At 41.6% G+C, this 21,930-nt stretch carries 19 protein-coding genes; 12 read left to right on the top strand and 7 right to left on the bottom strand.

All coding sequences use genetic code 11. The features are described 5' to 3' along the window. Window positions 1-190 precede the first annotated feature (190 nt). The 8 genes from EIZ39_RS16160 to EIZ39_RS16125 all read left to right on the top strand — a co-directional run bounded on the left by EIZ39_RS16160 (window position 191) and on the right by EIZ39_RS16125 (window position 9,188). A complete protein-coding gene (locus EIZ39_RS16160) occupies window positions 191-2,074 on the top strand; it encodes a sigma 54-interacting transcriptional regulator (protein WP_129201011.1) in 1,884 nt (627 codons plus the stop codon). A 164-nt stretch (window positions 2,075-2,238) separates the two neighbouring features. Continuing rightward, window positions 2,239-3,201, top strand: a complete 963-nt coding sequence (locus tag EIZ39_RS16155; RefSeq protein ID WP_129201010.1) for an enoyl-CoA hydratase/isomerase family protein — start codon at window positions 2,239-2,241, stop codon at window positions 3,199-3,201. 89 nt (window positions 3,202-3,290) lie between these two features. Further along, window positions 3,291-4,667 (top strand): TIGR00366 family protein, encoded by a 1,377-nt coding sequence (locus EIZ39_RS16150; protein WP_129201009.1) that lies wholly within the window; start codon window positions 3,291-3,293, stop codon window positions 4,665-4,667. 33 nt (window positions 4,668-4,700) lie between these two features. Then, on the top strand, window positions 4,701-6,095 hold the full coding sequence (locus EIZ39_RS16145; protein ID WP_129201008.1) for a phenylacetate--CoA ligase family protein: 1,395 nt from the start codon (window positions 4,701-4,703) through the stop codon (window positions 6,093-6,095). A gap of 13 nt (window positions 6,096-6,108) precedes the next feature. Next, complete coding sequence (locus EIZ39_RS16140) at window positions 6,109-7,158, top strand: zinc-binding dehydrogenase (RefSeq protein ID WP_164985130.1); 1,050 nt, start codon at window positions 6,109-6,111, stop codon at window positions 7,156-7,158. A gap of 38 nt (window positions 7,159-7,196) precedes the next feature. Beyond that, the gene (locus EIZ39_RS16135) at window positions 7,197-8,015 is read left to right on the top strand and encodes a 3-hydroxyacyl-CoA dehydrogenase (RefSeq protein ID WP_240675840.1); all 819 of its coding nucleotides are present in this window, start codon (window positions 7,197-7,199) and stop codon (window positions 8,013-8,015) included. Window positions 8,016-8,031: 16 nt separating this feature from the next. Continuing rightward, window positions 8,032-8,805, top strand: coding sequence for an enoyl-CoA hydratase/isomerase family protein (locus EIZ39_RS16130; RefSeq protein ID WP_129201005.1), 774 nt, complete (start codon window positions 8,032-8,034; stop codon window positions 8,803-8,805). Window positions 8,806-8,831: 26 nt separating this feature from the next. Further along, window positions 8,832-9,188 carry a hypothetical protein gene (locus EIZ39_RS16125; protein WP_129201004.1) on the top strand — a complete coding sequence of 119 codons (357 nt, stop codon included), beginning with the start codon at window positions 8,832-8,834 and terminating at the stop codon, window positions 9,186-9,188. Window positions 9,189-9,230: 42 nt separating this feature from the next. Here EIZ39_RS16125 and EIZ39_RS16120 read toward each other — a convergent pair whose 3' ends face one another. Then, window positions 9,231-9,689 (bottom strand): type II toxin-antitoxin system VapC family toxin, encoded by a 459-nt coding sequence (locus EIZ39_RS16120; RefSeq protein WP_129201003.1) that lies wholly within the window; start codon window positions 9,687-9,689, stop codon window positions 9,231-9,233. After that, a complete protein-coding gene (locus tag EIZ39_RS16115) occupies window positions 9,689-10,003 on the bottom strand; it encodes a hypothetical protein (protein ID WP_129201002.1) in 315 nt (104 codons plus the stop codon). Before EIZ39_RS16115 ends, EIZ39_RS16120 begins: the two co-directional genes overlap by 1 nt. A gap of 179 nt (window positions 10,004-10,182) precedes the next feature. Here EIZ39_RS16115 and EIZ39_RS16110 point away from each other — a divergent pair, with 179 nt between their 5' ends. Continuing rightward, window positions 10,183-11,652 (top strand): FAD-dependent oxidoreductase, encoded by a 1,470-nt coding sequence (locus EIZ39_RS16110; protein ID WP_129201001.1) that lies wholly within the window; start codon window positions 10,183-10,185, stop codon window positions 11,650-11,652. 180 nt (window positions 11,653-11,832) lie between these two features. Continuing rightward, window positions 11,833-13,212 (top strand): hypothetical protein, encoded by a 1,380-nt coding sequence (locus EIZ39_RS16105; RefSeq protein WP_129201000.1) that lies wholly within the window; start codon window positions 11,833-11,835, stop codon window positions 13,210-13,212. 67 nt (window positions 13,213-13,279) lie between these two features. On the opposite strand, the gene EIZ39_RS16100 is transcribed toward EIZ39_RS16105, so the two are convergent. Next, the gene (locus tag EIZ39_RS16100; protein ID WP_129200999.1) at window positions 13,280-14,284 is read right to left on the bottom strand and encodes a C40 family peptidase; all 1,005 of its coding nucleotides are present in this window, start codon (window positions 14,282-14,284) and stop codon (window positions 13,280-13,282) included. A gap of 465 nt (window positions 14,285-14,749) precedes the next feature. On the opposite strand from EIZ39_RS16100, the gene EIZ39_RS16095 reads away from it, so the two are divergent. Together EIZ39_RS16095 and EIZ39_RS16090 are read left to right on the top strand one after the other, a co-directional pair. Beyond that, the gene (locus tag EIZ39_RS16095) at window positions 14,750-16,135 is read left to right on the top strand and encodes a hypothetical protein (protein ID WP_129200998.1); all 1,386 of its coding nucleotides are present in this window, start codon (window positions 14,750-14,752) and stop codon (window positions 16,133-16,135) included. A 292-nt stretch (window positions 16,136-16,427) separates the two neighbouring features. After that, a complete protein-coding gene (locus tag EIZ39_RS16090; protein ID WP_129200997.1) occupies window positions 16,428-17,252 on the top strand; it encodes a phosphatase PAP2 family protein in 825 nt (274 codons plus the stop codon). 50 nt (window positions 17,253-17,302) lie between these two features. Here EIZ39_RS16090 and EIZ39_RS16085 read toward each other — a convergent pair whose 3' ends face one another. The 4 genes from EIZ39_RS16085 to EIZ39_RS16070 all read right to left on the bottom strand — a co-directional run bounded on the left by EIZ39_RS16085 (window position 17,303) and on the right by EIZ39_RS16070 (window position 21,800). Beyond that, window positions 17,303-19,255: an FtsX-like permease family protein gene (locus EIZ39_RS16085; RefSeq protein ID WP_129200996.1), complete on the bottom strand. Its 1,953-nt coding sequence runs from the start codon at window positions 19,253-19,255 to the stop codon at window positions 17,303-17,305. Then, entirely contained in the window at window positions 19,245-20,006 is a 762-nt protein-coding gene (locus tag EIZ39_RS16080) for an ABC transporter ATP-binding protein (RefSeq protein WP_129200995.1), read from the bottom strand. Before EIZ39_RS16080 ends, EIZ39_RS16085 begins: the two co-directional genes overlap by 11 nt. Before the next feature lie 100 nt (window positions 20,007-20,106). Beyond that, on the bottom strand, window positions 20,107-21,111 hold the full coding sequence (locus EIZ39_RS16075) for a sensor histidine kinase (RefSeq protein ID WP_129200994.1): 1,005 nt from the start codon (window positions 21,109-21,111) through the stop codon (window positions 20,107-20,109). Further along, complete coding sequence (locus tag EIZ39_RS16070; RefSeq protein WP_129200993.1) at window positions 21,108-21,800, bottom strand: response regulator transcription factor; 693 nt, start codon at window positions 21,798-21,800, stop codon at window positions 21,108-21,110. The genes EIZ39_RS16075 and EIZ39_RS16070 overlap by 4 nt, the downstream gene beginning before the upstream one ends. Window positions 21,801-21,930 lie beyond the last annotated feature (130 nt).

The raw sequence follows: 21,930 nt of genomic DNA, 5'->3' as shown, positions 1-21,930 counted from the left end.
GTGGATCAGTGATGACCACCCCTACTCTCTTGTTTTATCTAAATGTCTACAAGTAAGGATCTCTATCGGAAATCTGTCAATATTCTATCATTTTCTTGCTAACCTTGGGGTTTTCTTATAGTATAAGTAAAAAATGGTAGATTTGATGCTTCAAAGCTCTTACTAGAATCTGAGATAAAGAGGTGAAAGTATGGCAATAGGGATTATTTCTCCTTATCCGGAGTTTACTGCTTACGCGGAACAGTTAGCTTTACAAATGAATCTGCCCATCGTTGTTCGGGAGGGGGCATTGCAAAGAGGACTCTATTATGCAAATCAACTCGTGGAGGATGATGGTGTTAATATAATCATTGGAAGGGGAGCTACAGCTGATTTTCTTGAACAGAAACTAGATATACCGGTTGTTAAAATCCACGTCAACAATTTCGACCTTCTTCGGGTATTTAAACAGGCGAATGAAAGTCAAAAGCCTATCGTTTTCATCGATCATTATGAAAACGATAACATATACGATATCTCGTTTATATCTGAGGTTCTTCAGGCGGAGATCATTGTTAAAAAATATCAAAATGAAAAAGATATTACGCAACATATTCATCGAATTGCCAAAGAATTTAACCCTGATGAGATTGTTATTGTGTGTACAGCGCAATGTATGGCTAGAACAGCTTCCCATTATGGAATTGAATCCTTTTTGGTAACCACACCGAGAGAAGCCATTGGGGAAGCTTTAATGAGAGCGAAAGAAACTTCAATCTTATATGAAAGAGAAAAATTGAGGCAGAGGCACCTTGAGGCCATTATCTCCTATGCATTCGACGGAGTTGTGGCGACGGATGAGGAAGGAAATATTTCTGTATTTAATGAGAGAGCCAGTCAAATCATTGGAATTAAGCCCGTAGATGTGATGGGGAGAAAACTGAGTTTGATGCAGCATCCCTTCTTGCGAAAGCTATACGGAAACGGGGAACAAGGTACTGAAAAGCTGATTACACTTGGGAAAACAAGTTATATCGTTAACCGAATTCCCATCGAAAACAGCACCAATAGCCTTGTGATCACGTTCCAAGAAACATCAAAAGTGATGCAATTGGAATCTCAATTAAGAAGTGAGTTGCATCATCGTCGGTTTTATGCCAAATATTCCTTTGATAACATTGTTTATCAAAGCGATATTATGAGAAATACCATTCAGCTAGCTAAAAAGTTTAGTGAAACAGAGAGCAATGTTCTTGTTATTGGGGAAAGCGGAACGGGTAAGGAATTATTTGCTCAAAGTGTTCATCAAGCCAGTCAGAGAAAAAGTGGTCCTTTTATTGCCATAAATTGTGCGGCATTGCCAGAAAGTCTATTAGAAAGCGAACTTTTTGGTTATGAAGAAGGGGCGTTTACTGGCGCACGCAAAGGAGGGAAGCCAGGCTTATTTGAAATGGCTCATGAAGGAACCTTATTTTTAGATGAAATCGGAGAGCTTCCCATTACTCTTCAAGCAAGACTACTACGTGTGCTTCAGGAAAAAGAGGTAATGCGGGTTGGGGGCGAAAGGATTATTCCCATTAATGTGAGAATTATTGCAGCTACGAACCGGGATTTAAAAAAGAGCATCAAGATTAATGAATTCCGGGAAGACCTCTATTTTCGCCTAAGTGTGCTTCAAATTAAGATTCCGCCATTGCGCGAGAGAAAACAGGATATTTTGCCACTTACGCAGGAATTAATGAGTCAGAAAAGCCATGGGCAGCTTCAGGTAGATAAAGAGATCAAAACCACCTTCTTGAACTATGACTGGCCGGGGAACGTAAGGGAATTAGAGAATGTCATAGAAAGAATAATAGCCGTAGGCCCAACATCTTCCTTGGAGATGACGAAGCTATTATTAGAGGACCAGATGGAATACGGTGACCTTGAAGCGCAAAAAATTGAAGTCAAGCTAGGAACACTAAAAGATATGGAAGAGCAAATCGTCCATAGTCTTTATCACCTGTATGAAGGAAATAAACAAGAACTAGCAGATGCTCTTGGGGTAAGTCGAACCACACTCTGGAAGAAAATCAAGGAAATGAACGTAATTTGATTTCTCTAAATGTTCAAATTGTAAACGTTTGCTGTTAAAGTTTTAAACATTTGCAACTTATCTATGTGGCAAAAGTGACCGTAATCGCTTATATCAACCTTCCTATAAAGTTGGCACAAGGATTGCATATATAAAAAGTGAAAATACAAAAGGAGGTAATGTAAATGGATCACTTTCTACATCCACAACAACCAGAGGAAGTAAATTTTGAAAAGGTAAAGTATGAGAAAAAAGATATGGTGGCAACGGTGACCATCAATCGTCCTGAAGTTCACAACTGCTTAAACTTTCAAACTCTGCGTGAAATGACGAGAGCGTTTGAACTAGCTTCATGGGATGATGAAGTTGGGGTTGTTGTTCTTACTGGTGCAGGCGACAAAGCATTTTGTACAGGGGCCGACATGAAGGAGCAAAATAATGAAATTCTTGATCGCCCAAGGAATTATTATAAATGGATGGGTGCGTTTATTGAAGCCCATGAGAAGTTAAAGAACATTGGAAAGCCTACTATTGCTAGACTGAATGGGATCACCGTTGGTGGGGGCAATGAGTTTAATATGAATTGTGACTTAGCCATTATGGCAGATCACGGATATATCAGGCAGGTTGGAAATTCACATGGAAGTGTTGCAGCAGGCGGTGCAACGCAATGGCTTCCTCTTATCGTAGGAGATCGCAGAGCAAGAGAGATTCTATGGTTAAATGAGGAAATCAGCCCTGAAAAAGCATTGGAGTGGGGTCTTGTTAATGAAGTGGTTCCATTAAGCCAACTTGACGATGCAGTAGATAATATGGCGAAGAAACTATTAAACAAGCTACCAGAATGTGTGCGATATACGAAAGAACAAACCAACTTCTGGCGCAACTTGTCCTTTAATTTAACAGTAGGCCATGCACGGGATTGGCTGTCTGTTCACACAGGAACCTATGAGACGTATGAGGCCATGAGGGCATTCAACGAGAAGAGAAAGCCAGACTACCGCAAATTAAGAGAACTAGCGGCTGCTGGAGGATCTTCAGAGCACTTATGGGGGGCCCCTATGACAAACTGTAATGAATGTGGCGCCAAGGATTTACCTGAGTCCTTCTCTCATTGTGGAGTATGTGGTGCACCATTGGCTAAGTAAAAAAAAGGGCCCCATCCTAAGGATGGGGCAAAATAGAAAATAGACATGTTTAATTGTAACAAAAAAAATATAGATTTGCGAGGGGACTAATGATGAAGATTTCTCGTTCCGAAGCGGTTGCCAATTGGTATAGTCGATATTTTCCGGATGCTTTTATCTTTGCTTTGATTCTAACCGTTATTGCTCTTATATTAGCGATAGTCTTCACTGAGAGTTCCCCTTTAGATGTCATGCAATATTGGTTTGATGGAATTCCTTGGCTATTCACCTTCGCCTTTCAGTTAATGTTCACTTACGCTGCGGCTCTCGTTCTGGTTGATACCCCAGCGGTTCAGCAGGGCATTAAGAAAATGGCCAAATTGATTAAGAGTCCCATGGCTGCCTATGTAACAACCAGTATTGTCGGTGCTCTGACCTCTTTTATTGGATGGTATATCGGTCCTGTTGTAACTGCCATCTTTGCTCGTGCAGTAGGAAAAGAGATTAAGGGAGTAGACTATCGATTAATCTCAGCAATTGCGTATTCTTCCTTTACGATCTCTTTAACAGGTATTTCAGGATCCATTCCGTTGCTTGTAGCGACTGAAGGAAAATTCACAGAGATGCTAGGCGGCATCATTACACTCGAGCAAACTACTTTCTCTATGGTCAATACCGTATCTGCTGTTGCTATCGTGGCTGTTACCACGTTAATCTTTATTTTTATAGCGAAAAACAAGAAGGAGATTGTCAATTTTGATGATCTAGCGATTCACCGCGATGAGGTTGCAGCCGGTTTAGAGACTGCTAAGGAAGAAGTTAGTACAAAGAAGAATACAGATGATACGTTTGCCACACGTGTAAACTCTTTTAGACCTATTATCCTCAGTGTTGGTTTAATTGGTTTCGTCTTCCTTTGCATCTATTTCTACCAGAAAGGCCTTGCAGGTTTAAATTTAAACTCGGTGGCTGTCATTGCTCTTGTGCTTGGATTCCTTGTCCAGAAGGATGCCATGGCCTATGCGGAATCATTCGCGCGCAATCTTGTATCAACAGCTTCGATCGGTATGCAATTTCCTTTATACGGGGGTATTGCTTCCGTACTTGCAGCTAGTGGATTGGCAGCTCAATTTACAGAAATGATTGTAAGCGCATCCACCCAGTTCACCTACCCTGTAATTGTTATGATTGTTTCGGGTATTCTCAATATGTTTGTTCCGTCAGCGGGATCACAGTTTACGGCGACAGCGCCTTTCTTAATACCTGCAGCACAAAGCCTAGGGGTTGAGATGCCACGGGCGGTTCTAGCGATTACTTATGGAGACATATGGACCAATCTCATTCAGCCGTTTTGGGCATTGCTCTACTTCCCGATTCTGGCAGCAGGTACGAGACTATCGGTAAGAGACTTTATGGGGTACTGCTTACCAACCTTTATTGCGGTTGGTATTATCTGGGCTCTTGCTCTAACGTTTCTTCCGTTGTAGACCTACCAAGATGTAAGAGGAAAGGAGAATAGCATGAGTATTCCTTATTATTATAAATCAATAGATTTTAACAAACTTGTTCAAGAATATGAGCCACCAATGGAATTTATGGAGGGTTCATGGAGATGGAATCGTGATCAGATTGAGAACACTCAATTTGTAAGATTAAAAGAGACGCTTGAAAAAGGATCGAAGATTCCATTCTTCCAAAAGCTTTGGAGTAAATTTGATTTCTCGCCAGATCATGTTCAGAGTCTCGATGATATCAGCAAAATCCCGATGTACACCATTGACGACATTCGGGAGAGCATTGAAAGACAGCCTCCGTTTGGAGATTATCAGAGCTATACCTTTGAAGATGGAAATCATACGCCATTAAGATTCTATACCAGCGGGGGAACCACCGGGACCCCCCGTCCTACTATCTACTCTCAATGGGATCGAGAAGTTGGAGCCATTCTAAGTGCTAGAACGTTCTACATGCATGGAATCCGGCCAGGTGATGCAGTGCTTAATTCATGGGCTTATTCTACACATAATGCCGCTTGGATTATGGATCACGGGTTATGGCACTGGCTTGGGTGTATCCCAATTACCACGGGTACCGGTAATGTGACTCCAACAGAAAAACAGGTGGAATTGGCTAGAACATTCGGTGCTAGGTCTATACTGGCCACATCGGATTACTTGCTCCATATTGCCGATACCGCCCAGAAAATGGGTTACGATTTAAAAGAGGACTTTCAATTCAAAACGTTGTCTGCATTTGGGAATACGGAACCGGTGAAGAAAGTATACAATTGCCCCGTTTATGATTCTTATGCGTTCCATGAAGTTCAGTATGTAGCTGCTGAATGCCCAGCACATAAAGGTCTACATATCTTTGAGGATGCATTTATCGTGGAAGTGGTGGACTTTGAGACCGGTAAGCCATTGCCTCCTGGTCACAGAGGGAATCTTGTTGTTACGGCTCTTTATAAAACAGGGACACAGCAGATTCGATACAATATCCAGGATATATCTGCCCTTTATGAGTATGAGCAGTGCGAATGCGGCAGCTGGCACCGTAGGATGGATTATTTTCAAGGACGCAGCGATACAATGGTCAAACTTCGCGGTGTGAATGTATGGCCAGAGGGATGCGGTAAAGTCATATTGGAAGATGAGAGAGTGAACGGAGAGTATTACTGTTATGTCGAGCGCCTGAAGACCGACGGAAATCGTGAACGGGATGAAATGACGATGCTTGTTGAAGCTAAAACAGATGGAATCGACAAGTATGAAATGCAACGAGACTTAACGGATCTGTTAAAGCGGAAAATCGGCGTGCATATCCAAGTGCAGGTGGTAGATCCCGAAAGCCTGAGACCATACACAGGACACGGAGTAAGAGCGAAGCTTAAACGGTTTGAGGATCGACGAGGATAGGGAGGCGAACGAGTTGAAAGGAATCATACTTGAAGAGCATGGACCGGCAGAATCCCTGCAATGGAAGACGAATTTGCCGTCTAAAGCTCTTTCTCCTGACGAGGTAAGGGTTGAAGTCCACTACTGTGCTCTTAATCACCTTGATTTGTGGCTTCGAAAAGGAGGCACAGGGGATAAACTAACTCTCCCGAGGATACCCGGAAGTGATGTCGCGGGGAAGGTTGTGGAGGTAGGGGAAGCCGTTGCTCACTTAAGTGTGGGGGCTTCCGTCGTACTCTACCCCGGCCAGGGATGTGGTCACTGCTCGTCATGTTCCGAAGGAAGAGATACGTTGTGCTCACAATTCCAGATTATGGGCTATCATACGGATGGCGGTTATGCTCAACATGTTACGGTTAAAGCGGAGAATGCAATTCCAATTTCTGTCGAATCACTGCGAGAATGGTCTGCTGTTCCCGTCTCTTATGTTACAGCATGGAATGCTTTAGTGACCAAAGCGAAATTAAGTGTAAATGATACCGTTGCCATCTGGGGAGCGGCTGGAGGACTCGGTTATGCGGCCCTCTCGATCGCAGAAGGGATCGGAGCAAAGGTGATTGCCATTGTAGGTACAGACGACAAAGAAGAATTCTTGCGCAAGCAGGGCTTTACGGGAGATGTCCTTACACGTTCCGATAACGTTGAACAAGAAATTAAGAAACTAACCGACCGCCGTGGAGTTGACGTCGTGCTTGACCATGTGGGCAAGAGTACCTGGAACTCTAGCTTGCGGATGCTGAAGAAGGGTGGACGCCTTGCTTTCTGCGGGATCACCACGGGAGCTGTTGTCGAGATGGATTTGCGCTACATCTTTGGGAAGCAGTTAGAAATCTATGGATCTTGGATGGGAGATCGACGAGATTTCTATCAAGTGGTAAATTTTCTTTCTAAAAAGGAGAGATATCCTTATATATATCGGGAATTTCCGTTAGAGGCAGCGGCAGAGGCACAGGAAGTCTTGGAGAGCGGACAACATGTCGGAAAGCTCATTTTAAAGAATAGTCTCATAGGAGGTGAGTTCTAGTGCCTATTGAAAAGATATTAGTCGTTGGAAGTGGCATCATGGGAAGGGGAATTGCTTACGTGGCTGCTGTTGGCGGATATCAGGTAGCGATTCAGGACGTCTCCCTTGAGGCATTAGAAAATGCAAAAAAAGAAATAGGGATAACCTTTGATACAGGAATCACAAAGGGGAAAATATCAAAAGAAGAAGCAGAGCAATCTTTCTCCCGTATTACGTTTATCGTAGATCCAGGAACGGTTGCAGCAGATACGGATCTCGTAATAGAAGCCGTGCCAGAAGTGATGAGTATAAAGAAGAGCGTATTTGAGAAGATGGATCAGATCATGCCGGAGCGTACTCTATTAGCGACCAATACATCCACCATGAGCCCGACAGAAATAGGTTCCTACACCAATCGCCCTGATAAGGTAATTGCTATGCACTTTTTCAATCCTGTTCCAAAAATGAAGTTGGTGGAGATTATAAGGGGACTAGAAACCTCAGATGAAACCGCCCAAGCCATCGAAAAGGTTGCTGGTAAAATGGGCAAGGAGTCGGTTATGATCAACGAGTTTCCGGGCTTTGTCACCAGCCGAATCAGCAGTCTCGTAGGAAATGAAGCCTTTCATATGCTAATGGAAGGTGTAGGTACAGCAGAGGAGATCGATCGGGCCATCGAACTAGGGTTGAATTATCCAATGGGACCGTTCAAATTAGGAGATTTGGTTGGGCTTGATACCAGGTTAAAGAACTTGGAATATATGCACCAGACATTAGGCGAGAGATTCCGTCCAAGTCCTTTATTAGTCAAGTATGTGAAAGCGGGCAGACTCGGTCGAAAAACAGGAAAAGGGGTTTACGACTACAACCAATCATAGAGGGATGAGGAAGCGAATGAGCGATTTGTTAATTGACATCCAAAATTTTATCGCAACCATCACGATTAATCGACCGGAAGTCCATAACGCGATGAATGCTGAAAGTTGGAATGAGTTGGGGCAGGCCATGAGGCAGCTAAACGATAATCCTGATGTGCGAGTGATCGTGATCACAGGAGCAGGTGAGAAAGCTTTTGTAGCGGGAGCCGATTTACAATGGATACGTGATCGAAAACCAACTGACATCTATAGTGGTGTAGCTGTTCAAGATGTACTAAGGGAAGTGTACAAATCCAGCAAACCTACCATTGCAGCTGTTAACGGCTATGCACTAGGAGGCGGTTGTGAGCTTATGACGGCCTGTGATATCCGAATTGCTAGTGAGCGAGCTCGGTTTGGCCAACCCGAAGTGAAGGTTGGGATTCTGCCTGCGGGCGGGGGAACACAGCAATTAGCTAAACTGATTGGTTTAGCTAAAGCAAAGGAACTGATATTCACAGGTGATATGATTGACGCAGAAGAAGCTTATCGAATCGGACTGATTAACTATTGCGTCCCCCATCAGGAACTCATGGGTAAAGTCAATGAATTAGCCACGAAGATTGCGAATCAGCCCCCAATTGCCGTCAGGATGGCCAAGATTGCTCTGAATGAAAGTATCCGAACCGATCTTGATACAGGGTTAGCTTTAGAAAAGTCTTTGCAAGCCATCTTGTTCGGAACAAGGGATAAGTATGAAGGAACGAATGCCTTCTTAGAGAAGAGGGAACCAACGTTTTTGGGCGAGTAAGCTGAGTAAAGGAAGGGGAATATGATATGGTTCTAAACCATTATCCAACCGTTTTAAGCTCGATCCATCAGTTTGATGAATTTTATGGGATGCCGATCAACCAAACGAATTGCTCAAGGAGCTATTCTCTGTCAGAAGAGAAATTGATGACCATTTCACATGTTAATGAACAGGTTGTCAATTTGAGCTTTTGCTTGAGCGGTACGTATACCGAAGTCATTACCATGCTTGAACGCTTACTTCCCCGGGAAGTCATACTTGTAAATAAAAATGTAGATAATAAGATCGAAGTATTTGAATATGCCATGAATGAATCAAGGTACTTCATATATATTGGCCATGATAATATGGTTTATTCCGTAGTAATAAATTGCTGCGAATAAAATTTAGATAGGTAGAGAGCCCTCTGTTACAGAGGGCTTTGCTCATGTGGGTACGATTTGCAGATCAGGCCAATCGCGTGATACTCGTGACCAACGTGACTCCAGTGAGAAGAGGCGATTTATCCCGAGATCATGAATAACGACAAGAGTGCAGGCCTCAACAAAGGATAGACCGTAGTCCTGTTGTTCAAGCATCAATCGGCTAGCTTCTTGTTCGACAGATTCATCTACAGTAATGATCGAGAGCACGCCTAATTGTTCCGCTCTTTTCATTGCATTTAGGAAGAATTGGGCTTGATCGAGCCCTTCCTGATCACGTACCCACTCATGCAGTTCATAGATAACAAGGTTTAGTGTCACTAAAGGCTGTTGGAGGTCATCGAGTCCGTAGAAGAAAGAAGCAGCTTTACGGCATAATGGATGTTTCGGATCCATAAAAGCCTTAAAAGCCGAGCGGTCAATAAAGACGGATTTCTCCTGGTAGGGTATTTGCTCGATCATTATGATGATAACCCCCTCTTTCCACATAGACCTTCTAGACGAAGTAGGGGGTTGCGTTCTTTCCGTTCTTCATTAATTTTAGGTAATGGATCCGCGGTCTCCTGCTTCGTATATAAATCCACGGCTTCTTGAATAGCTTGAGAGATTGGGATATGTCTTTTTTCAGCCGTTTTCTCAAGCAGATCTAATTGCTCCTTTCCTAACGCGTGAACATGGATGGATTCCCTTGATCTTTTTCCACGTCTAGACTCCAACTTTTCAGTCTCAAATCGGTCACGAACCTGATACCATATTTTTTCCCACCTGGATTCCATTCGACTAGCCTCCTTGTTTTTGTCGGACGATGTCACACTATTAGGCATTATAAAGGGAATATGTATCCTGTTTATGATCAAGTTATGATCAAAATAAGACATGATGTGTATTGCGAAGGTTGGTAAATTATAATATTATACAAATATTATACATTAACGATACGAGGAGAGATTGTACAATGCAAGTATATGATGTTCTGGTCGTAGGAGGAGGAGTTTCGGGACTGACCGCTGCCTCTCTCTTAGCCAAACAAGGTTACTCTGTTCTTGTTTGTGAAGGCTCCAATGAACTAGGGGGATGTGCAGGGAAGTTTGACCGATCTGGTTATCGTTTTGCCGTGGGAGCCACTTTGGGTATGGGTTTTGAGGAAGGGGGCGTTCTTCGTAAGCTATACGAGCAGTTGAATATTCCTCTTCCTCTCATGGAGAGTCAAAACGTAATTATGGAGGTTCATTTACCTGATCAAACCATTTCCTATAAGCAATCGGCTACCGAGTGGTATGCAGAACTACGTAGGCAATTTCCACTTGAGAGTGAACGAATGATTGCATTTTATGAAGAGATCTTTCTAGTTGGTAGACGATTAGCTCCGTTACTAGATTCTCCTCCCATCTTTCCACCGCGAACGATGAAAAACTTCACCCAAACCATGAGTCAGATAAAAAAGGAACAGTTATTATTAGCACCCTTTTTGGTGCAAACTGTTTCAGAACGATTGAAGAAGTATGATTTATTGAACAACCGCGCCTTCGTACACTTCATTAATGGTCAGCTAATAGACAGCGTTCAGACGACGGCAGAGCATTGTCCGGCTTTTCTTGGTTATGCGGCGTTACAAACTTTTCATCGTGGAGCTTATTATGTATACGGAGGATTAGCAACCATTGCTGAGGATCTAGCTCAATCGGTATTATCGCATGGAGGCAAGGTCGAAAAACGCCAATCTGTAATCAACATCTCCAAGAAGCAATCGCTGTGGGAAGTGAGGACGAACAAGGAAATCTTTTTAGCGAAGAAACTGATCCTTAGTCAATCCTTACATAATGTGGGTCAATTATTTGACGATTCTTGGAAGAAACAGATTCGTGTTAAAGAAGAGGAAGAAAAAAAACGACCGGCTTGGGGAGCCTTCACCGCTTATATTGGAGTAAGAGACCAATTTAGCGACCCTTCAATCCCATTATACCACCAGTTTATAAATTCTTATGATGTTCCTATGGCAGAAGGCAACCAATTTCTACTATCTATGTCTAGACAAGAAGACTTGAAAGTCGCACCTAGGGGGTATCGAGCTATTACCCTTTCCACCCACACCGAACCGAACGCTTGGTGGCAGAAGGAAAGGTATCAGGAACGTAAACAAATGTATATGGATCAAATGTTGAAATCAGTTAATCGTATTTTTCCATTGTTCTCTTCTTGCATCGAAAGCGTCCTGCCTGGAACTCCTGTCACGTTTCAGAGGTTTACTCAAAGACAAGGTGGAAAAGTGGGAGGATATATTCCGACAGGTAGGTGGAGCTGGCTTAAAGCTTATTCACCGGACTCAGGTGTAGCAGGACTCTGGTTTTGTGGAGATACGGTCTTTCCAGGTGCGGGAACTCTAGCGGCAGTGATATCGGGAACTACAGCGGCCCGAAATGTATGAGCCGAAATATAAAACGAACACCATGAAGATTCTATGGAAGAGGACTGCGAACTAGGGCAGTCCTTGTTTCATAAAAGAAAGAAAGTGTTATGCCCTTTTCCAACATGCGAAAGTGGTATACAATGGACCCTAAAGGTTGTTTATATTTAGAAAATTACCTCAGGAAAGGGTGGTCTTGATTTGATAGTACTTATATTTTCTTTATCGATAATTTTATACTTGTTAACGACGGCATTCACTCATCTTTGGCTTTCGTATGCGCTTTCCATTATGGCAGTAGTGGCCATTCTCATCTCTTTTCGCCACGTTCGGGGTATTGTCCAAATTCTAAGTGGAATTCTCTTAGTCATTGGCTTTGTCGTCATGCTTGCGAATGGAGCTGGAATCCTTGATATCCTAAAATCATTTGGATATATGATGAATATTCTCACGCTATTTGCCCTTGTTCCCCTTATGGCGATCCCTATGCGAACAGGTCGTTATGGAGAGGACATCCAGAGATTGATTAGTTCACAAGTCAAGTCTTCAGGGAGTTTATACGTATTGACTTCAGGTTTAGCTCATTTTCTCGGGATTTTTACCTATCTGGCTTCTCTTCCGATGACCTATTACGCTATTCGACCATCGGCTGATGGCTATCCTATTCATGATAAAGAACGTTTTATGAGTCGGGCGATTACCCACGGTTTTAGTATGACAACAATGTGGACTCCAATCGCTCCGATTTTGGCTACGGTTCTAGAGATGACAAAAGTGAGTTGGGCATCCATTGTTCTCTATGTTCTGATCTTAGCTTTTTTAGGACTTTTGGTAGATTGGATATTTGGAATGGTAATTGCAAAGAGAAATAGAATGAACACCGAGGTGGGCTCTGCACAGCAGGAATTGGCAGCAACGGGGGTAGGGGAAGGATCACGAAGTGGGAAAGTCTGGCACGTTGTTTTCGCTATTATCATTCTTAGCTTATTGATCCTCGTTATGGAGTTGACTTTATCCATGACGTTTATGATGATTATTATCATCCTTATCGTGCCATTCGGGTTGATATGGTCGGTTTTGATTGGAAAGGGAAAGGAATTCTGGCAAGAAGCCAAAAAGCATCCATCAGGGTACTTGCCAAAGATGAAGGATCAGTTTGTTATTTTTCTGTCTGCAGGGTTTATGATAACAGCGTTGCGATGGTCAGGTACAGACACCGTTATTAATCTCGCTATTTCAGATTTTAAAGATTTAGTAGGCGTCCACGTATTTATCGTCCTGATTCCTCTTATCCCACTAGGATTAGCGTTCATAGGACTACATCCAGCTGTAGCATTGGCTTTAGTAGCTCAATCCCTAGACGCCCAGTTATTAGGTATATCACCACAATTGATATCGGTTGCGATGCTGGCTGGTGCCGCTACATCTTTCCTAATGGGGCCATATAATGCGACCATTGGTATGATGGCCGGGATCGTGAATCGCTCTCCATTTCAGGTGTCGAATTGGAACTTCCCATATACGATTGCATTCATACTCGTTGCCATGTGCTTCTTAGTTGTTCTGCAGTTCCTAATATAGCATATCTAAGGTTCTCCTAAAAAATAAGGGGTTCTATTCTGTCTACGAGAATAGAGCCCCATTCACATTATCTCATCTCTGTTAAACCTTTTTTAGCCATTGTCACATCACGTGCTTCTGTCCCGTTGTCCGCAATCATTCGCTTTCCATAGAGGAAGGACTTGGAAAGAAAGTTTTTTCCATTGGCATCCATCGTTTGCACAACGACTCCGCCTTGAGGATAACTATGGAGAACTTCAATGGTGCCATTAGCATGTACTTTTTTAACTACACCCACATGACCGTTTCTTTTATAGTCTCCAGATTTATATTTCTTATAGTTATTCTCTGTGGTAAAGAAGACGAGGTCTCCTTTTCTAAGCTGTTCTCTTTTTAATTGCTTGCTGCCATCGAGCAGAAATTGGGCACGGGAGGTTCTGTTGAGATCGAAGCCAGCGGCTTTAGCAAAAATATATTGAGTAAAGGAGCTACAGTCAAATTTCATGGAACCATCCTTTTTATAATCCGCTCCAAGTTTATATTTTACCCCTAAATGCTTCATCCCTTCAGCAATCACTCGATTAGCAGTTGCTTCCCATGTGGGTTTGCCGCTGTTCTTATCCGGTCCCTCCTTGGATGAATCGCTAGCAGAAATTCGCTTTGCCCCAAGGAAATATTTCTGCGCCTCCTTATCGGTACGAAGATTCATCTTTCTCACTTTTTCGTAGGGTTTATAAGCGATAATAAACTCACCATTTCCAACATAGATACCTGTTGCAAGTAATTGAGTTCTACTTGTCCCAAAGAAGAGAACGTCACCTTGTTTAAGGTGATAGGGGTTTGAGATTAGATCTCCTTCCTGGCTAAGTTCTTTCAGATTGTCAGGAATATTGACCCCTTCCTTGCTAAAAACGTAAGAAACAAAATCAGCGGATTGGAAATCGGTAATTTTATATCCAATATAGTCTTTCGCACGGTCTGCTACTTCTTGACCTAGGGAAGCAGCAGAAGTTGTTGAAGCAAAAGGGGTAAAGACCCCACCAAGAAGCAATGATCCACTTAAGGCAATATGTAATAGTTTTAGCTTTTTCATACTGATTATCCTCTCATTAGATGTATTAGGTAGATTTAGTTGGAATGGAAATCTAATATAACGATAACATCATATGGAAGAGGAGTTGTAGCCACAAATTGTGGTTACAGATAAAAATAATAGATATGGAGAAGTAATATGGTAGGACTGGTAAAAATGATCAGCGCCTCATAGAACATATCGATTCATCAGGTCACGTACTCCAAAGTGTATTGGCAGAATATGTTTTAAAGTAAAAAAAATAAGCTTGCCTTGTTTGGCAAGCAGAGTTTAAGGGGGTTACTTAAAGAACTACGATTATAATAACAAAATATTGTTACAGTAACGTTACAATGTGATAAAGTTATATTACATTTTTAAATTTTTGCTTAATCCAGCGAGCTGCTTATTTAGTAGCTCTTTTAGTTGTTTCTCTCTTTTCTAGCGTAAAAATAAGGTATACAATATACCGATAGGAGGAGTGACATGTCATCTTTAATAAACCGAATACCCATCACCTTTATACGATCGTCCGGTATTCTATTCATGGCATTAATTTATTTAGTGTACTTTTTTCTCCCTTTAGATCTATTATTTTGGGTCTTCATTTTTTTTCTGGGATTGAGCTTGCTTTTTGGTGTTTATTATCTGAATAAGGCCTCCAAAATCCTGTGTGCCAGCATGTTGGTGATGGGTCATGTCATATTTTTTTTCTATGGTGGAACAGCCGATATGTGGTTGGAAAGTCTGACGAAAAACATGCCGTTGGTTACTTTTTTGGTTTTTATTCCGCTGCTATCCATTCCTTTCAGAGTGGAGGGGCATTTCAAAGTCATTCAGGAAGTCGCTGTAGGGAGGCTAGAAGGAAGGCAAAGGTTTTATAGTTTTGTTTCCTTTCTTACATTTTCCATCTGTATCATCATGAATATGGGTGGTTTAAGACTTAACTATGAGATGCTTGAAGACCACTTCAGAAGATATACCCAAACGGGTGTACAGGCATTGATGCGTGGTTATGCTGCTTCTATGTTATGGGGTCCGTACTTTCCGACTGTTATTTTGATTCTCTACTACTTGAATCTGCCAAGCTATATGTATCTTGGTCCTGCACTTATGTTCGGTTTGCTTAGCTTAGGTTTTCTTATGCTATATGGTTGGATGGTGTATCGAAAACAGGTTATTATAGAGAATCAAATCCCAAGCATTCCGTTCCCTATATCTAATAGCGCAAAGCGTAAACTAATAGTTTTCATTTTCCTCGTCCTGCTTTTGATCATTTTATCCCTAGCCTTAGAAAGCTGGGTAGGCCTGCCGATCATGATTGCTATGTCCGTAATTTCAATAGTATTCCCATTGGTCATGGTTACTTTAACCAAACAGAAAATAGCATATATAGCAGCCGTAAGAGATTATCGGATTCAGATACTTCCTAAAATGATAAATGAAGTGAGCTTATTTCTGAGTGCAGGTTTTTTGGGGGAAATGATTGCTAATACCAATTTCGGTCAAGTCCTGCCATCTTTGTTCACTACGTTAGGCTCTGTATCTCTGTGGTTGATGATTTTTCTGTTGATGATCATTATTCCTCTCCTGGCGATAGTTGGGGTACATCCTCTTGTGACCGGATCTGTTCTCGGAACTAGTCTTTCTCCAGCTGCCGTTGGGCTAAACCCTGTTTCGCTAGCAGGTACTCTTATTGCTGGTTGGGCGATGGCGTTAGTTCTTTCACCTGTATCGGCTATAAATGTTATTGTAGGGGGAATGGTAGATAAACCCCCATATGTAGTTGGGTTGAAGTGGAACTGGTTATACTCTTTTTGTTGGGCTCTATTTCTTACATGCGTATTTTACGTTTATCACCATCTATTCTAGCGTAGGGACTGAGTTAGTATCTGATAGACCAACTTTAGTTCAATGGTATTAAGAAAAAGAGTAAAAATTTATCATTGTCACCTTTAGCCTAATCTCATATAATGGAGGGAAATGACATAAATGTATCCCAAAGGGGAGTAGCTATCAGGCTTAATATAGACCTGAAACAAAGTCGTCACTTCGTGGGTTATCCTCCGGCTTTGTTGGTACCGTTGTTTCAGTACTAAGCAAGACCTTTGCCATTAGGCTGAGGTCTTTTTACGTTGATTTATTTTAGAGAGGAAACGATTACATGTTTGATTCAATTAGTATGATTATGATGACAATGGCAGTTACGGTTTTGATCATGGTAGGCTTAGTACTAAAAAGAAATCCACTTTACCCTATCATTGAACTGCTGAAGGCTGTCTTTAGGGAGAAAATTTTGTTATGGCATTTCTTAGCTTTAGTCGTCGTGCTTGTGCTTAACAAAATCCAACAGCTCATTGAGAAAGAAATGAAGGGTGTGGGGGATTTTACCCCTTGGGTGTATAGCATTGAAGGGAATATCGTGTATTATATCCAACAATTTTTTCTCAACGATGTACTTACCTTTGTCCTAACCTATTTCTATATTATTGTTTTTACGGCTATGATGTTGGTCTCCTTTATTGTTTATCATGCGTCTCAGGATGAACGTTCATTCTATGCCTTATTTTATGCGATCATGATGAATTACTTAGTTGCAATCCCATTTTATTTATTTTTTCCAGTTAATGAGGTGTGGTACTACCAATCTAGGGTAGAGTTCTTAATTCCGCAGGTTTATCCAAATTTTGAGTTGGAATACCGCGCTTTATCTGGTCTGAACAACTGTTTTCCAAGTCTTCACACCTCTTTATCTGTGACGATGGCGATTATTGCCATAAAGTCTAGGGTTCCTCGAATGGGTGTGTTGTTTACAAGTTGTGCAGGTGTGATCATCTTTTCCATATTTTATCTTGGGATACACTGGGTATTGGATATGACCGCTGGGGTTGGTCTAGGGTTGATGGCAGCTACATTGTCATTGAGATGGAGTGAATCCTTTGCCCCAGCCCTTGCTGTTAAGAGTAGGAGGGTAGGGGATTACCGTTAAGGCTTGGGTAAATAAAGAGCTCCAGACCATTTTGTCTGGAGCTTTTCCCTTTAGAGTGCCTCTTTAATCACTTGCTTATAATGTTGTACCGATAATAGGCCAAACAGAGAATACAACGTCGCGTAGAGGATCATCACGACAATCATGGGGATCCATAGATCCGCACCGAACAGAAACCATCCTGATTGAACGGCAAAATAACTGTGTAACAGTCCCATAATTAAAGGAATTCCAAAATTAAAGCCTTGTTTAGCTTGTATCCCCTTTATCAGGTCTCCCTGGGTAAAACCAAGTTTTCTTAGGATTGTAAAGCTATTTCTTTCTTCTTCACTTTCACTCATCTGTTTGAAATATAGGATGCATCCTGACGTCAAGAGAAAGGTTAAGCCTAAAAACCCAACAATAAACATGATGAGCCCCATATTCCTTTTCTGCTGGTTACTCATTTCAATACGGGAGTAGGAGGGTGACTCCTTAGTCTCTGTCATTTTAGTGAATATTGTATTTGCTTTTTCAAGCTGATCTTCTTCCATGATGACAATTCCAATGTGTTGGGAAGATTCTTTTTGTATCTCAGGGTCGAGATCCCTCTTCAACTTTTTGAAAGTAGCGTCATCTACTATCGCGATAGGCAGGCCCCCATCGGTAAAATACATGGAAAGGAGATAATCCTTTCTTAAACCTAAGTAGTCTAAAGCTATAAATTCTTGGTGTCCCTCGAGCTCGACAGAGCCGGATTCTTTTAAGGAGAAAAATTTATCGATCAAATCACTAGCGCCTGTAAAAACCGTTTCTTGTGCTTTTAAATCGATGTTTTGAACCGATGTGTCACTGATTACAGAAATAACAAACCGTTTCGGATCAAAATTTAATCCTTCCAAATTCGTGCTTAAGATGTGTTCAAGATTAGCCTTGACTCGTACCACTTCAATCATGTTTTCTTGATATGGAATGTTTTGAGAGGTAAGAGCATCCTTAAACCGCTCAGCATCTTGTGGCTTCGTCATGGAAAAATCAGCTGCCACATGGTTTTTAGCCGATTTTTCTGCAGAGTAGTAGGAGATATAGCTTAAGGATAGCAAGCCAATGGCCAAAGCCGAAACGGTCGTAATAATGGTTAATAAAAGAGCGTTTGATTTCATCCGGAACATGATGGTAGACAGAGATAACACTTCATTTACATTGAGGTATCCGTCTTTTCTCTTTCGAATGAGATGAAAGATAAAGCTGACTGAACCCTTATAGAAAAGATAGGTTCCAATAATGACGGATGCTAAAATAAACACCATAGCCAGAAATAACTCATTGGTTGCAGTAAACTTACCGCCAAAAAGCTGTGATGATACGAGGTAGCCAGCCGAAATCAGAACTAACCCCAGGACACCAATGCTGATTTCTGCTCCTGATAACGCTGCTCTTATCCTTTTACCCTCTGTGGTAGACATCATCCTGAATAAGGATAAGATGTTTTGCTTTTTAATATAGATGTAATTGCTAAACGTGATCAATAGGAAAATCGCGGTAAAAACAACTAGAGTCTGCACCAGAGCTTGAGTAGAGAAATCAAGGGTAGCTTCAGCAGCTACTCTAGTAATTTTAAATAAGATTAACTTAACTAATCGTGTTATACAGAACCCCAGGAATATACCAATACTTAGGGATCCAAAGTAGAGAATTGAGTTCTCTGTACTAAGGATCTGGAAGATGCGACTCTTGGTCATTCCTATGAGTTGGAGCAGCCCAATTTCTTTACCCCGTCTCTTGATAAACAGATTGTTGGCATACATCATGAAGATAAGAACAATAGCCACAAGCAGGATGGAGGCTGCGCGTAGGGAAGCTGCCCCCTTAATGGATCCTTTTACCTCATCTAAGGCGGGATCGTATTGGAGGTTGACAAAGGAAAAATACAAGGCAACGCTAAATATTAAGGCAAAAACATAAACGTAGTAATGTTTGATATTTATTTTTAGACTGCGAAGAATGAGTTGTTTAATGTTCATAAGGAACCCCGCCTAGTACGCCTTGGGTTTTCATAATAGCCTGGAAAAAGGAGGTGCGTGATTCTTCCCCTTTGTGCAACTGACTATAAATTTGCCCATCTTTAATAAAGATCACTCTATTGCCAAAGCTTGCCGCTACGGGATCATGCGTGACCATTACAATGGTAGTGGTTCGCTTCTGATTCAAGTGACTTAATCTCTGTAGTAAATCAGATGCAGATTTGGAGTCCAGAGCGCCTGTAGGCTCATCAGCAAAGATTAGGCTCGGCTCATGGATAAAGGCTCGGGCAGCTGAAGTACGTTGTTTTTGACCACCGGAAATTTCGTTTGGATATTTATCTTTAACGTCATAGATACCAAGCAATGTGGCAACATCCCTAAATTTTTCATTCGCAATGCTTTTGCTTACTTTAGTTATGGAGAGTGGTAATAACACATTTTCCTTGACCGTCAGAGTATCAAGCAAATGGTAGTCCTGAAAGATAAATCCTAAATGGTGCTTGCGAAATTCTGCTAATTGCTTCTCCTTCATCCTCGTCATTTCTTTCCCATCGATAAAGATCTTTCCTTCACTTGCTGCATCAATGGATGACAAGACATTGAGCAATGTGGTTTTTCCAGAGCCGGATGCCCCCATAATACTGACAAATTCACCCTTTAGAATGGAAAGGTCCAACCCCTTTAATACCTCTTGTCTGTTCCATTTATTTCCGTAACTTTTATAAATCTTTTGAGCTTCTAAAATGTTCATTTCTATACCCTCCTGTATTGGATGGTTTAATTATAATAGCCACTAATTCCACTTTCCTTCGTTTGAACTTACAAATCGTAAGAAGCATGTGACAATGTCGTCACATGCCTGTTGTTTGGTGAAAATCATTTCGCTTTGGGAAGGTGAGCCGGAAGGTAGTTCCAACCCCCAATTGAGAGTTTACCGTCATTTGGATGAACAAGGATTGTGCGGCTCTCTGAGCCAAATAGAGCCCCATCCCGGTGGCTGCATGGTTATGATGTTGGAGGGTGGAAGTAAAGCCCTTATCAAATATACGCGGCAGGTCACGAGGGTCAATCCCTCTTCCACGGTCCTCGACTTCGAGGATGGTTTGATCTTTTTGTTGAAAACTTCGAATGGTAATATCGGAGGCTTCACAATACTTAACCGCATTGGTGAGCAGCTGTCTAATGATATAGGATAACCATTTGGCATCGCTCAGTTCGCTAAGCACCTCTAATTCCAAGTCGAATCCAATTCCCTTCTGAATACAAATAGATTGTAAGGCGCGAATTTCACCATGGATAATGGAAGGTAGATGCAGATTTTCAATATATAAGTCATTTTCAATAAAATGAATTCGTTTTTGGTGAAGCTGTTGGTCAAGTAGGAGATGCACTCTTAACCATTCATACATTAGACTCGATTTTACTTTTGATTCATCTAAACGACCGATCATCAGGTACATAGCAGTTAACGGGGTTTTTACTTCATGAATCCATGCTAGGAGTTCTTCCTTCTCTTGCTCGAGTATCAAGCTGTTTTGTGTAGCCGATTGCTTAAGGGCATCCGTCTGGTTCACGATCGCCTCATAAATCAGGTGTTCATACGGACTAGTCGGATCCATTAAGTTCTTAATGTCTAAACTGTTCTCCCAAGTCTCGAGACTTCGGTAAAATTTTGTTTCTTTCACGTAACGCGTTACCAGGAAGAGAGTAAAGACGATGAGAGATAAAAAGACGATGTAGATTATGGAATAAAGTGGAATCGAAGAATCTAAATATGTTATGAAGAGGATCAGAAACTGAAGGGAGAGGAAGAAAAGAATCCAGCTTCGTCGCTCTATGAGAAACTTCTTGATCATGAAAGTGCAACCTCTTCTTTCGCAATATAGCCTTGTCCCACCTTTGTTTCAATGTACTGACCCAATCCGATCTCTTCCAGTTTTTTTCTCAGACGGTTTACATTGACTGTTAAAGTATTATCACTAACAAACCGTTCGTCATCCCACAAATTCTTCATTAGCTCTTCACGTGTCACAATCTTATTTTTATGGTCCAGTAAATGTTTAAGTATTAGTATCTCATTCTTTGTTAATTCAATAGATACGGTATCTTTACTGATGGTATTTTTCTCTAAATTAATGGTCGCCCCGCACCAGGTTTTTAGTACAAGTTGATCATTACTATAATTGTAGGCTCGCCTAAGCGTTGCTTGGATTTTAGCAATGAGAACTTCGAAATGAAAGGGCTTCTGGATAAAATCATCGGCTCCAAGCTGCATAGACATAACCATATCCAACGGATGATCCCGGGAGGATAAAAACAAAATGGGAACTGTGGAGTGAGACCGAATTAACCGGCACCAGTGAAACCCATCATATTTTGGGAGTTGGATATCGATAAGGACAAGATCAGGTGTGATCTTACTGAACTCAGTGAAGACATTACTAAAATCTTGAATACCGTAAACATCGTACGACCATTGAGTTAGTCGATCCTTTATTTCTAGAAAAAGAGTTGCATCATCTTCAATAAGTAGAATTTTGAACACGGATAACACCACACTTTATAACATTATTCTTAATCATTGTATCGAAAAGACAATATTTGTCTATAGGGATTGTTGGTAGGTGCTAGATTTTCGTCGTATGATATTCCTAAAGGGGGGCTAAGATTAAGAG

This window comes from Ammoniphilus sp. CFH 90114, from assembly GCF_004123195.1.
Classification (GTDB): Bacteria; Bacillota; Bacilli; order Aneurinibacillales; family RAOX-1; genus YIM-78166.
Note: the sequence above shows the minus strand (reverse complement) of the source record. Positions and strands in the feature narration are given on the sequence as shown.